This is a genomic window from Streptomyces sp. HSG2 (assembly GCF_016598575.1).
Lineage (GTDB): Bacteria > Actinomycetota > Actinomycetes > Streptomycetales > Streptomycetaceae > Streptomyces.
Map to the genome: position 1 here is coordinate 5,217,722 of NZ_CP066801.1, position 12,224 is coordinate 5,229,945.

Here is a 12,224-nt window from a genome sequence, read left to right on the forward strand (position 1 = left end):
TCAAGATCCACGAAGGTGCCGTGTTCGTTCCTCCATCATCCCCTGTCGCTGCCCCCGCTTGCGCGGTGCCCCGCCTGGAAGCCCTTGGCGAGGGGGCCGCCAAGGACCAAGTCCGCCGCCTGGTGGCCGAGTTCGAGTCGGTCACCGACCCGAGAGGGACTTGCGGGGTGCGCTACCGGCTCTCCTCACTGCTGGCCCTGATGGTCTGCGCGATGACCCCGTCCGGCCACGACTCGATCACCGCGGCGGCGGAGTGGTGCCGACGTGCGACGCCGGAGGAACTGGCCGCCTTCGGCCTGCCCTACCACCCGCTCCTCGGCCGCTACCGGGTGCCGAGCGAGAAGACCCTCCGCAGCGTCCTGGGACGCCTGGATCACGGTGAGATCTGTGCGGCGGCTTACGACTACCTGCGGCCCTTGCTGTCCGCACAGCCCCGCCGGCCGGAGCCGGTCATGCCCGACGGTGGCACCGAGCGTGAACAGCGCCGGGCCCACCGGGCGGCCGCCCATGCCGGGCCGGTACGGATCCGGCGGCGGGCGATCGCGGTGGACGGCAAGTGCCTGCGGGGCGCCAGGCGCCCGGACGGCAGCCGGGTCTTCGTCCTGTCCGCCGTCCGCCACGGCGACGGTGTCACGCTCGCCTCCCGCGAGATCGGCGCGAAGACCAACGAAATCCCCGAGTTCCAGCCCTTGCTCGACAGAATCGACGACGCGGATCTCGCGGGGGTGGTCGTGACCGCCGATGCCCTCCACGCCCAGCGCGACCACGCCACCTACCTGCACGAACGCGGCGCTCACTACCTGCTGACCATCAAGAACAACCAGCGCGGCCAGGCCCGTCAACTCCACGCCCTGCCCTGGAAGGAGATCCCCGTCATCCACCGCGACGACGCCCGCGGCCACGGCCGTCACGAACAGCGTCTCGTCCAGGTCGTCACCGTCAACGGCCTGCTCTTCCCCCACGCGGCCCAGGTCCTGCGGATCCAGCGCCGTCGCCGTCTCTACGGGGCCAAGAAGTGGTCCAGCGAGACCGTCTACGCCATCACCGACCTGCCCGCCGAGGAAGCGAACGCAGCCGAGATCGCGTCCTGGGCTCGCGGGCACTGGACGGTGGAAAACACCGTCCACTGGTGCCGAGATGTCACCTTCAACGAGGACAAGTCCCAGGTCAGGACCCACAACACGCCCGCCGTACTCGCTGCCCTGCGCGACCTGATCCGCAGCGCGCTCAAGCTCGCCGGCTATGTCAACACCGCCGCCGGACGACGAGCCCACACCGAACGCCCCCGCGTCCTCGCCCTCTACGGCATCACATGATCAAACCGGACGATCCAGGCACTCGCCGGGGCCCTGCTGGTTCTTCCGGGAGTTGATGAGCCGCCACAGGCGCCACCCGGCCAGACGGCCGAGGTTCTCGGCTCGCCAGACGATCTCGCCCCACTCGTTCCGCTTGACGACGTTGCTGGCGAGCAGTTCGACGAGCTCGGACTCGGTGGACCGGCGCAGGGCGACCTCGACCGTGTGGTGCAGGTCGTTCCACGCGTCGCCCGTGATTGACCGGCTGAGCTCCTCCGGGGTGCCGGAAGGCAAGAACACCACCCCATGGCCGAGTTGGACCCTCCACGCGTGCCACACGCGGCGCATGACCTTCCTGGCAACGGCGCTGAGGTCGTCCCCGAACGCCTGGCCAGTCCTCTTCCCAGTCGCCGCCGAAGGCGTCGTCTTTGCCTTTTCCATCCCGTTCGCCGGGATCAGCCCACTACTACCTGTAGAAGTAAAACCATCTAGCTGGGAGAACCCCCTCGCGTATAGAGGGGACGTTTTGCCATTAGCTCCAAGCAGCATGAGCCGGTGGACCCGGGCGGTGATCTCGGCGGCGCGGTCGCGGTCGGCGACGGCGATGCAGCGGAGGTCCGGGGCCGGGGCGGGCTTCGCCACGGCGGGGGCCACCAGAGCGGCCGTGGGCTCCTCTAGAGGGTCAGCCGAGATACGGCCGGAAGGGATAGCAGGGTGATCTTGCGGCCGTAGACGGGCTGTTCAGGTCTCGGGTTCGTCCTCTGCGAGGACGCGGTAAACGGAGGCGACGGATGGGTTCTGGCCCTTGTTCTTGCCGGTGGGGATGAAGAGCTTCGCCGCGATCTCGGGTACGGAGACGCCGCCGGCACGCAGGGTGCGGGCGTAGTGGGCCATGTCGTCGTCGAAGACCTTGGGCCGTCCGCCGTGCCTGCCCCGGTCTCGGGCGGACGCCTGGCCTTCGAGGGACTTCTCACGGATGTACTCGCGTTCGGACTCGGCCATGCCTGCGAAGAACGCGAAGAGGGCGGCGCCGTGCCCGGACGGGTCGTAGACCCCTTGCAGGGGCCCGGTGAGCAGTTCGAGCTCGATGTCGTTGGTGCGCAGGTCGTCGGCGATGGACAGGAGTTCCGCGGCGCCGCGTCCGAGGCGCTTCATCTCGTGGACGGTGAGAACGACCCGCTGGTGGGGGACGGCCTTCTTGATGGTGCGGGCGAAGTCCAGGGCCTTCACGAACTCGGGCCGTACTTTGACGCGGGTACTGATCTTCTCCGAGAAGACCGGGTCGCACCCGGCTTCCGCCAGGGCATCGAGCTGGCTCTGGAGTTCTTGCTGGGCGGTGCTGCAACGGGCGTAGCCCACTCTCGTGGGTTTCGTCGCAGGCTCCGGCGGGGTGGTGTCGACGGCCGGGCCCTTCGCCCAGGCGTGGCCGGGGTTCCGGTCGGCCGGGGTGCGGACTTCGAGTTCGGCGCGGAGCTGGGGTACGAGCATGAAGCGCGGAGTGTGGTACTTCGGGGCGACCTTGCCGCCGCGGGTGCGGCAGGTGCTTCCGGCGGGCACCTCACAGGTGGGGCAGTCGAACTGTTCGACGGCGGCGGCCGGTTCGGCGAGCTGGCTCATGTCGCTGACCTGTGACAGTGAAGTTTGACGGTTTGCCACCGAAGTTTGACCGCGCATCGGGCAGGGCTGTGCCTGCGGGTTCAGCGGGACGGGGGCGGCTTTCAACAGGACTGTCACGGGAACTGCTTGTTCCTTGACCTTGCCCTGGGGTGAAGGCCGAGAGTGTGCATGGATCACATGAACGAACTGCGTGCGCGTCGGTGGCTCGACCACGCAATGAACGAGGGGGAATCCGTTGGACTCGCGCTGCGTCATTCTCGATATCGGTGGAGTGCTGGAGCTCACTCCCGAGACGGGGTGGGTTGGACGCTGGGAACAGAGGCTCGGGCTGCCGACGGGTGCTGTGCACGAGCGGTTGGGAGAGGTCTGGCAGGCGGGCAGTATCGGGGCGGTCAGCGAGCCTGAGGTGCGAGATCAGGTGGCTGAGCGTCTCCGTCTCGACGCTGTTGACGTGGAAGCCTTCATGGCGGATCTGTGGGCCGAGTATCTGGGAACGCCGAACAGTGAGCTGATCACGTATGTGCGGGGTCTGCGGTCACGCTGCAGGCTGGGCATCCTGAGCAACAGCTTCGTCGGTGCCCGGGAGCGGGAGGTAGCCGCGTACCACTTTGACGAACTGGTCGAGCAGATCGTCTACTCCCACGAGATCGGCGTTTGCAAGCCCGACCCGCGCGCCTTCGAGGTGACCTGTGCCCGGCTGGGAGTGCGCCCGGAGGACTGTCTGTTCGTCGATGACGTTGCGGTCAACGTCGAGGCCGCTCAGGCAGTCGGCATGCAGGCGCACTTGTTCGAGGAGAACGCGGGGACCATCGTGCGCATCGCGGACCATCTGAACGGGAAAGTTTCGATCTCCGGCTGACGTCGCTTGCCCAACAGCCCGGACCGTGATCATGAGGGCGGTGCCGACGTCAGTGGGGTGAGCATGTCGTGCAGATCGGCGGGGTCGATCGCGGCCAGGAGCGTGATGAGGTTGTGGGTGTGGCGCATGGGTCCGCGGGGTTGCTGGTGCTGGAGTGCGATGCGGACGATGCGCCGGTCGAGTTTGTAGCGGGCGCTGAGCTGGTGCCGGTGTGTGCCGTCCTGGTAGGCGTCGAACAGGAGCATGACGAGGTTGAGCCTGGTCGGGGAGTCTGTGACCCGGCGGTCGAGCGCTGTGGAGAAGACGCAGGTCCGAGCCGGGTCGGAGTCAACGCGTCCCGGGGCGTCGGGGAGTGCCCGTCGAAGGTTGGTGACGGTCCGTCCGGTGACCTGGGCCAGCAGGTCGAGGTCTGGAGTCCCGTAGCTGCCGTGTCGGCAAAGGACCCTGAGCAGGTATTTGTAGGGCAGGTGGTTGGCGCGGGCGAGACGGCGGATGAAGGACTCGGTGCCCTCGCCGAGGCGGGGTCGGACCTGGATGGGCAGGCGGGTGAGCCGAGAAGCCTGCGAGGGGCTGTCCGCTTGGGGAGTGGTCACGGGCTGATCAGGCCGTCGTGAGCGGGGACGTTGTCCCGTACTTCCTTCCGCCGCCGGAAGGCTCTCTGGCGGCAGGCGGCGGAGCAGTATCGGCGGGCGCCGGTCCGGCCTGGGTCGATGGGGGTGCCGCAGTGGCTGCAGCCGGCCGTGGGCCTCTGCTCGGAGAGGTCGGGCTGCCGCTCGAGAACGGTCGGTCCGGCCGGTTGGAGGCGTGCGCGGTGGTGGCAGCGCGATGAACACCAGCGCCGGGCCTCTCCCTCGGCCGTCTCTGCGATGGGCTTCGCGCAAAACTCGCAGGCCAGCGGCGGGGGTTGAGTGGACTGGTCCGGGTGGCGTCGTCGTCGGTGGGCTCGCCGACGGCAGCGGGCGGAGCAGTGCTGGCGAGGGCTCCGGGCGCCGGGCTTGGTCGCCGGGAGCGGTGCGTCGCACTCTTTGCAGGTGCCGGACGTGCCTTCCAGGGTGTCCCGGAGGGCGGCGGGGTCCCGGCCGGTGGCGGCGCCGAGGCGGCTGAAGCTCGGGGCGCCTTTGTGGTGGGGCGGTTCGCAGAGGTAGTCCCGCAGGTAGCCGGCCTTGAGGTGGTTGGCGTGGGCGAGGCGGACGATGAACGCATCGGTGCCCTCGCACGGAAGCGGCCGGACCTGGGGTGCCGGTAAGAACTCTGTCACCAGCCGCAAACGGCGGTGATCTTGTGGGGGTGTCACCCGTGTGGGTGAGTCCGGGGTCGTACAGCTGCGCGGGGTGATGCCCCGAGAGGACGATCGACAACCGTGGCCCGTACCTCTTTGGACCTGGACGACCTGGTCGAGCACTGGACGCTGTTGAAGGACGAGCAGGGGCTCGTGTCCGGCAAGCGCGGCGCGACGCGCCTGGGCTTCGCCGTGCTGCTGAAGTTCTACACGCAGTACGGCCGGTTTCCCCGGGGCCGGTTCGAGCTGCCGGGCGAGGCGGTGGAGTTCGTCGCCCGGCAGGTACAGGTGCCCGCCGCCGAGCTGGACGCGTATGAGTGGAGCGGCCGGACGGTGGAGTACCACCGTGCGCAGATCCGCGGGCATCTGGGCTTTCGTGAGTGCAGTGTCGCGGACGCGGACAAGTTGACGGCCTGGCTCGCCGAGCACGTCGCGTGCAAGGAGCGGCGGCCGGAGCAGGTGCGGGTGGAACTGCTGGCCCGTTGTCGTACGGAGTGCATCGAGCCGCCCACACCGGGGCGGTGTGACCGGATCGTGGGGGCGGCGCTGCGGGTCGCCGAGGAGACGCTGACGGCGCGGATCTCGGCGCGGATCACGGTGGAGAGCATCGAGCGGATCGTGGCCCTGGTCGCTGGCGCCGACCAGGAAGACGACGCCGAACCCGGTGACGCCGGTGCTGGTGAGGGCGAGGACGGGCCGCCGGTCCTGGGGAAGATCAAGGAGGCCCCGGGCAATGTGAGCCTGGAGACGATGCTCACCGAGATCGATAAGCTGCTCGCGGTCCGCGCGGTCGGGCTGCCGCCGGATCTGTTCGCGGACGTCGCGCCGAAGGTGGTGGCCGGATGGCGGGCGCGGGCCGCGGTGGAGTCTCCCTCGCACCTGCGCACGCACCCGCTGGCGCTGCGGGTGACGCTGCTGGCCGCGCTGCTGCATGAGCGGGAGCGGGAGATCACGGACACGCTGGTGGAACTGTTGATATCCACGGTGCACCGGATCGGGGCGCGGGCGGAGAAGAAGGTCACCGAGCAGCTGGTCAACGCGTTCAAGAAGGTGTCGGGCAAGGAGAACATCCTCTTTAGAGTGCGGTATGTGGCGTTCTGTCGGTCTTGTCATCGCTCGATGGTGTGACGTTGGGGCATCGTTGCCGGTCAGGCGTTCGGGGTTCGCTTGGGTTGTGGCATGAGCATGCGCAAGCCGTACCCGAGTGATCTCACCGATGAGCAGTGGGAGCTCGTCGAACCCGTGATCACGGCGTGGAAGGCCCGGCATCCGTCGGTCAGCGGGCATCAGGGGAAGTACGCGATGCGGGAGATCGTGAACGCCATCCTCTACCAGAATCGCACGGGGTGTCAGTGGGAGTTCCTGCCCCACGACATGCCCCCGCCCGGAGCGGTGAAGTACTACTTCTACCTCTGGCGCGACGAGGGCACCGACCAGGACATTCACGACCTGCTGCGCTGGCATCTGCGAGAGAAGCGGAAACGATTAGCCGACCCGAGCCTGGTGATCCTGGACACGCAGAGCATCCACGCCGCAGTCGGCGTCCCGGCCACGACGACCGGCAAGGACGCCGCGAAAAGGGTGCCGGGGAGGAAGAGATGCCTGGCCGTGGACGTACTGGGCCTGGTCGTGGACTGCGTCGTCCTGCCCGCCTCCGCGCACGAGAACACCGCCGGCATCGCCCTGCTGGACGGTGTCGCCGGGCAGTGCGACACCGTGGCCAAAGCCCTGGTCGACCAGGGCTTCAAGAAGAAGGTCGTCGATCACGGCAAGAACGTGGGCATCGACGTCGAGATCGTCGAGCGCAACCCGGCCGGCAAGGGCTTCGTCGTGCAGGCCAAGCGGTGGATCGTGGAGCAGACGAACGGGATCCTGATGTTCTACCGCCGTCTCGTACGCGACTACGAACACCGGCCCGCCTCCTCCCGATCCCGCGTCTTCTGGGCGATGACCTCCGTGATGAGCCGCCGACTCACCGGAGCCACCCTCGCTTCCTGGAGGACCACGTGAGCGAGAACCCACAGGTCAAAGCCATCCTGGAACACATCGAAACCCGCGAGCGTGAACTAGCCGACCAGGCCGGGCAGTTCCGGGACCGCATCGAGGAGCTCAGAGTGCGGCTCGGCGAGATCGACGCGGAGAGCGAGAACCTGCGCATCACCCGCAAGACCCTCCTCGCTCTCCCACTGCCCACACCCGCCACTGAGCCGGACCGCCCCGACATCCCGGACCACCCCGCCTACCAGCAGATCCTCACCGCCCTGGCCGACGAGGGCCGACCGATGCGCGCCCGCGACCTCTGCCAGGCCCTCGACCTGCCGACCCTCCCGAAGAACACCGAAGGCATCCGCTCCAAACTGAAACGCCTGGTCAGCCGCGGCATCCTCGTCGAACCTGAACCCGGCTTGTTCACCCGCCCCGAGACCTGAAGGCCACCCCGAACCCACGACCAGCGGTCCTTCCCCAACCCTCAATCACGAAACGGACAAGAGCTCACGTTCCGCACTCTAAGCTCGCTGAGGCGTCGATCGGCGAGCCGGAGGGCACAGTCCGTGAGGTGGTCTACCCGGCGGTGTCCGGCGGGGAGCAGACGCTGCGGGAGCTGGTGCACGAGTTCAAGACCCGCGGCCCTGTCTACCGTCGCACGGTGCAGACGACGTTGAAGGCGTCGTACACCAACCACTACCGGCGCGGGCTGATCAGGCTGCTGGACGTGCTGGAGTTCCGCTCGTCCAACCACACCCACCGGCCGGTGATCGAGGCGTTGGCGTTGGTGGCCCGGTATGCGTCGGCGGGCAACACCACGTACTACCCGCTGGGCGAAACGGTGCCGGTGCACAAGGCGATGGGCGGGGACTGGGCGGAGGTCGTCCACCGCGCCGACAAGCGCGGCCGGCGCCGGGTGGTGCGCATGGTCTACGAGGTCGTCGCCTTCCAGGCTCTGCGCGACCAGCTCAAGTGCAAGGAGATCTGGGTCGTCGGCGCCGACAAGTGGCGCAACCCGGATGACGATCTGCCGCAGGACTTCGCCGAGCGGCGCGAGGAGCACTACCGCGAGCTGCGCAAGCCGCTGGACGCGGCGGTGTTCGTCGACGAGCTGCGCGAGCAGATGACCACCGAGCTGACGCTGCTGAACGACGGGATGCCCAAGCTGGGCTGGCTGGACATCGCCGAGCGCAAGTCCGGGGCGATCCGGCTGACTCCGGCCGAGGCCCAGCCCGAGCCGAAGAACCTGCGCCGGATCAAGAACGAGGTACAGCGCCGGTGGGGTGTCGTGCCGCTCATCGACATGCTGAAAGAGGCCGTGCTGCGTACCGGGTGCCTGGACGCGGTCACCTCGGTCTCCGGCGGCGGCAGCCTCTCGGCGGAGGTCCTGGCCGAGCGCCTGCTGCTGGTGATCTACGCCTACGGCACCAACACCGGGATCAAGGCCGTCGCCTCCGGCGGCCACGGCCACACCGAGGACGAACTGCGCTACGTCCGCCGCCGCTACCTCTCGGCGGAGTCCGCCCGCGCCATCGCCGTGAACATCGCGAACGCCACCTTCGCCGCCCGCAGCACCGAGCTGTGGGGCCAGGGCTCGACCGCGGTCGCCTCCGACTCCACGCACGTGCGAGCCTACGACCAGAACCTGTTCACCGAGTGGCATTCCCGCTACGGCGGCCGCGGGGTGCTCATCTACTGGCACGTGGAGAAGAAGTCCCTGGCCATCCACTCCCAGCTGATCAACTGCACCGCCTCCGAGGTCGCCGCGATGGTCGAGGGCGCGATGCGGCACGGCACCACCATGGACGTCGAGGCCAACTACACCGACAGTCATGGCCATTTGGTTACCTGGACACCTTGCCCCTCGTTGAGGGTCGGGGGCGGCCGTCACGGTCGTCAGGTGCGATGGCCCTGGGGGCGTCCGTGCGCGTACGGCAGCGGTGTCAGGAGGACGGCTCGACCGTGGTCGAGCTGCTCGACGAGAACGAGGACCCGGTCGAGGTCGTTGCGGGGTTCCTGCGGTTCCTCAAGGCCCGGGACTGCTCGCCGAACACGTTGGTCTCGTACGCCTACGACCTACGTCATCTCTGGCGGTTCTTCGAGAGCCGGAGTCTGAGCTGGGACCGCTTCGGCCCTCCGGACGCGATCGCCCTGCTGGAGTACCTGCGGTCGGTGCCCTCGCGTCGGCCTCGTCGCCGGATGACGCTGTCGGTGGTGACGATGGGCGCCGACGGTCCGGCGACCAAGCTCGCGGCGAGCACGGTGAACCGGATCCTGGCCGCGGTGTCCTCGTTCTATGAGTACGCGATCCTGGCCGGGCTGCTGGAGCGGGCCAATCCAATCGAGAAGCGCCCCGACCCCGCGCTGCAGCGGGTCTCCGAGCGGCACCGCCCGTTCATGGGGCGCGCGAGCCGGCAGCGTCCGGTCCGCCGCGCGGTGCGCGTCAAGACCGTCCAGCGGGTGCCCCGTCCCTTGGACGACGAGCAGGTCGAGTCACTGCTCGCGCAGCTGCGTGGACTGCGTGACCGGGCGATCGTGTTGCTGATGCTGAACGGTGGGCTGCGGCCTGGCGAGGTTCTCGGCCTGCATCTGGATGATCTGGCCTACGGTCGGCGGCGCGTGGTGGTCCGGCACCGCGAGGACCATCCCAAGGGGGCTCGGTCGAAGTCCCGCCAGGAGCGGGTGGTCGACCTGCACGAGACGGAGACCCTGGCCACGGTCAGTGCCTACGTGATGAACGAGCGTCCGCAGGACGCCGACAGCCAGCTGGTGTTCCTGATCGGGGGCCGCGGCACCCGGCGCCTGGAGCCGCTCGGCTACGACGGGCTAGTGCGGATGTTCTCCCGGGCCTGCACCCGGGCGGGCATCCGCGAGCCCTGGGTGACGCCGCATGCCCTGCGCCATACGCACGCGACGCGCATGTGGGAGGGCGGGATGCGGGAGCTGACGCTGCAGAAGCGGCTCGGTCACGCCTCGCCGGAATCGACTCGCCTCTATACCCGGGTCTCCGACCCCGCCGTCGTCGCCGACTACCACCGGGCCCTGGACGCCCTGGGCAAGCCGCGGGAGATCACCGAATGAGGGGCGGCCCCACCTCCACCGCGGCCATGACGGCCAGCCCGGAAACGATCCGCCGACAGCGTCCACGGCACTGCCCCGATGGCGAGTACGTGCAGTTCGTCCGCGGTCAGGACGGCTTCAACCACCACTACCTCAACGCCAAACTGCGCTACTACCGCGCCTTTCGCGAGCGGTGGCCGGACCTGGCCGCCTGGTTCGCCGAGTCGCTGGTCGAGCGAGTGGGCCGACGGCCCGGCGAGTCCTTCCACCGGCCCTCGTTCCCGTCCTCGCACAGGGCCCGGCCCTACCTGACCTACCTCGGCCTGCGCGGATATGCGACGTTCGACTACCGGTGGATGTTCGCCGTCGACCAACTGCGCGTCCACGACCAGGCTGCGCTCGCCGGGATCGACCTGGGCACCACGGCGCTGGTCGAGGAGGCCCTCGAACTCGGCTACAGCGGCCCGGCCGCGCGGCAGGCGATGTCCTGGTCGGTGGCCCGCATCGTGCTCCGCAACAGCCTGACCGACGTCAACGAAATCACCGGCGAGCACATCGCCGAGATGCTGGAGGCGATCCGGCTCTTCCCCGAGGACCCCGAGTTCACGGCCTTCTACCCCTCGGCCCAGCAGTTCTACGAAGGGCCGGCGAAGGGCTGGATCACCCATTTGCACCAGTTGGAGGTAGTGCTCTTCCACCGCGGCCAGGTCGCCACCCAGCCGCGCAAGTTGATGCCCTCGTGGAAGGAGCCCTTGAAGCTGCCGCCGCGGATGCTGGCCGTCGCGGAGAGGTGGCTGGCGGCCCGCAAGCTGACTGACGCGCCCTCGACGGTGGACAAGCTGGAACTCGCGGTGCGGGTCTTCGGCCATTGGCTCGGCGAGCACCACCCCGGCATCACTACCTTCGCCGACGTCACCCGCCAGCACTGCCTGGACTGGATCGGTCACCTCGCCGAGGCGCCGGCCAAGAGCACAGGCAAGCCGCTGGGCGTCATGTCGCGGATCCAGCGGATCTCCGGGCTCTCACAGTTCTTCCGGGACACCGCGCTCTGGCAGTACGACGACGTGCCCGGCCACACCCTCATCGGCGCCGGGGACGCACCGAAGTACACCGAGAAAGTTCCGCGGTTCATCCCCGAACAGGACCTCGACCGGCTGATGCCCGCCATCAATGCTATCTCCTGCCCGTTCCAGCGGGCCGCCCTGCTGGTCGCCCGCTGGTCCGGCGCCCGCCGCACCGAGATCCAGCGCCTGCCGCTGGACTGCCTGGACCGCTATCCCAACGGCACCGCCCGGCTTCGCCTGTCCGGCCGCAAAACCTACAAGGAGCGCGTCGTCCCCCTGCACGAGGACGCCGCCGAGGCCCTGCAAAAGGTCATTGACCTGCGCAGGAACGCACCGGAGCGGCCGTTCACCGACGAGCGGACCGGCGAGGAGATCCGCTACCTGTTCATGAGCCACGGCAAGCTGCTGTCGACGTACTACCTGTTCGAGACCCCGATCCAGGCCGCCTGCAAGGCCGTCGGCCTGGTCCGCCCCGGCGGTCGCGGAGGCACCGGCCGCGGCACCGTCTCCGCTCACCGCTTCCGCCACACCGTCGGCACGCAGCTCGCCGAACGCGGCGCCAAGCTCCACACCATCATGAAGGTCCTCGGACACACCTCGGTGAACATGGCACTCGTCTACGCGCAGATCAGCGACCAGGAGGTCCTGCGCGACTACAAGGCCGTGCTCGGCCCCGGCGCCACCATCGCCGGCCCGGCCGCCGAGGAACTGCGCAGCGGCACACTGCCCGATACGTCGATCGACTGGCTCAAGACCAACTTCTTCAAGACCGAGCTCGAGCTGGGCCGCTGCCTCCGCCTCCCCGCTGAAGGCCCCTGCGAATGCGACCTCTACCTGACCTGCGCGAAGTTCGTGACTACCCCCGAATACGCGCCGAGGTTGCGCGCACGGCGGGAGGTCGAGGAGGCCCTCGCCCACGACGCGGCCGAACGCGGCTGGGACCGGGAGGTCGAGCGTCACCGCTGCACCAGCGAACGTATCGAAAGACTCCTGGCCGACCTCAGCCAGCCGATCAACGCGGCAGCGGAGGAGGACGGCTCCAGTGCGTGATCACCCCATGGCGG

At 68.7% G+C, this 12,224-nt stretch carries 11 protein-coding genes; 8 read left to right on the forward strand and 3 right to left on the reverse strand.

What is annotated here, in order from left to right; translation table 11 throughout:
* Positions 1–20: 20 nt before the first annotated feature.
* Positions 21–1,316, forward strand: a complete 1,296-nt coding sequence (locus tag JEK78_RS22710) for an ISAs1 family transposase (protein WP_200262019.1) — start codon at positions 21–23, stop codon at positions 1,314–1,316.
* Here JEK78_RS22710 and JEK78_RS22715 read toward each other — a convergent pair whose 3' ends face one another.
* Complete coding sequence (locus JEK78_RS22715) at positions 1,317–1,643, reverse strand: hypothetical protein (protein ID WP_207187882.1); 327 nt, start codon at positions 1,641–1,643, stop codon at positions 1,317–1,319.
* Between the two features lie 393 nt (positions 1,644–2,036).
* Complete coding sequence (locus JEK78_RS22720) at positions 2,037–2,912, reverse strand: recombinase family protein (protein WP_200262021.1); 876 nt, start codon at positions 2,910–2,912, stop codon at positions 2,037–2,039.
* Between the two features lie 235 nt (positions 2,913–3,147).
* On the opposite strand from JEK78_RS22720, the gene JEK78_RS22725 reads away from it, so the two are divergent.
* A complete protein-coding gene (locus tag JEK78_RS22725; protein ID WP_200262022.1) occupies positions 3,148–3,771 on the forward strand; it encodes an HAD family phosphatase in 624 nt (207 codons plus the stop codon).
* 29 nt (positions 3,772–3,800) lie between these two features.
* Here the strand turns inward: JEK78_RS22725 and JEK78_RS22730 are convergent, their stop codons facing one another.
* Entirely contained in the window at positions 3,801–4,364 is a 564-nt protein-coding gene (locus JEK78_RS22730) for a hypothetical protein (protein WP_200262023.1), read from the reverse strand.
* A 767-nt stretch (positions 4,365–5,131) separates the two neighbouring features.
* Here JEK78_RS22730 and JEK78_RS22735 point away from each other — a divergent pair.
* From JEK78_RS22735 to JEK78_RS22755, 6 genes are all read left to right on the forward strand, one after another.
* Positions 5,132–6,178, forward strand: coding sequence for a DUF4158 domain-containing protein (locus tag JEK78_RS22735; protein WP_200262024.1), 1,047 nt, complete (start codon positions 5,132–5,134; stop codon positions 6,176–6,178).
* A gap of 51 nt (positions 6,179–6,229) precedes the next feature.
* Positions 6,230–7,060: an IS5 family transposase gene (locus JEK78_RS22740; RefSeq protein WP_200259770.1), complete on the forward strand. Its 831-nt coding sequence runs from the start codon at positions 6,230–6,232 to the stop codon at positions 7,058–7,060.
* A complete protein-coding gene (locus JEK78_RS22745) occupies positions 7,057–7,479 on the forward strand; it encodes a hypothetical protein (RefSeq protein ID WP_200259772.1) in 423 nt (140 codons plus the stop codon). Before JEK78_RS22740 ends, JEK78_RS22745 begins: the two co-directional genes overlap by 4 nt.
* 128 nt (positions 7,480–7,607) lie before the next feature.
* Positions 7,608–9,152, forward strand: coding sequence for a Tn3 family transposase (locus JEK78_RS22750; protein ID WP_200262025.1), 1,545 nt, complete (start codon positions 7,608–7,610; stop codon positions 9,150–9,152).
* Entirely contained in the window at positions 9,053–10,117 is a 1,065-nt protein-coding gene (locus tag JEK78_RS23595) for a tyrosine-type recombinase/integrase (RefSeq protein ID WP_242483446.1), read from the forward strand. The genes JEK78_RS22750 and JEK78_RS23595 overlap by 100 nt, the downstream gene beginning before the upstream one ends.
* Positions 10,118–10,143: 26 nt before the next feature.
* Positions 10,144–12,210, forward strand: coding sequence for a site-specific integrase (locus JEK78_RS22755; protein ID WP_200262026.1), 2,067 nt, complete (start codon positions 10,144–10,146; stop codon positions 12,208–12,210).
* The last annotated feature ends 14 nt before the right edge of the window (positions 12,211–12,224 follow it).

What these genes read in the sequence shown, in the direction of transcription:
- JEK78_RS22715 (WP_207187882.1), bottom strand. Translation starts at nt 1,643, where the DNA reads ATGCGCCGCGTGTGGCACGCGTGGAGGGTCCAACTCGGCCATGGGGTG.
- JEK78_RS22755 (WP_200262026.1), top strand. Translation starts at nt 10,144, where the DNA reads ATGACGGCCAGCCCGGAAACGATCCGCCGACAGCGTCCACGGCACTGC.
- JEK78_RS22740 (WP_200259770.1), top strand. Translation starts at nt 6,230, where the DNA reads ATGAGCATGCGCAAGCCGTACCCGAGTGATCTCACCGATGAGCAGTGG.
- JEK78_RS22720 (WP_200262021.1), bottom strand. Translation starts at nt 2,912, where the DNA reads ATGAGCCAGCTCGCCGAACCGGCCGCCGCCGTCGAACAGTTCGACTGC.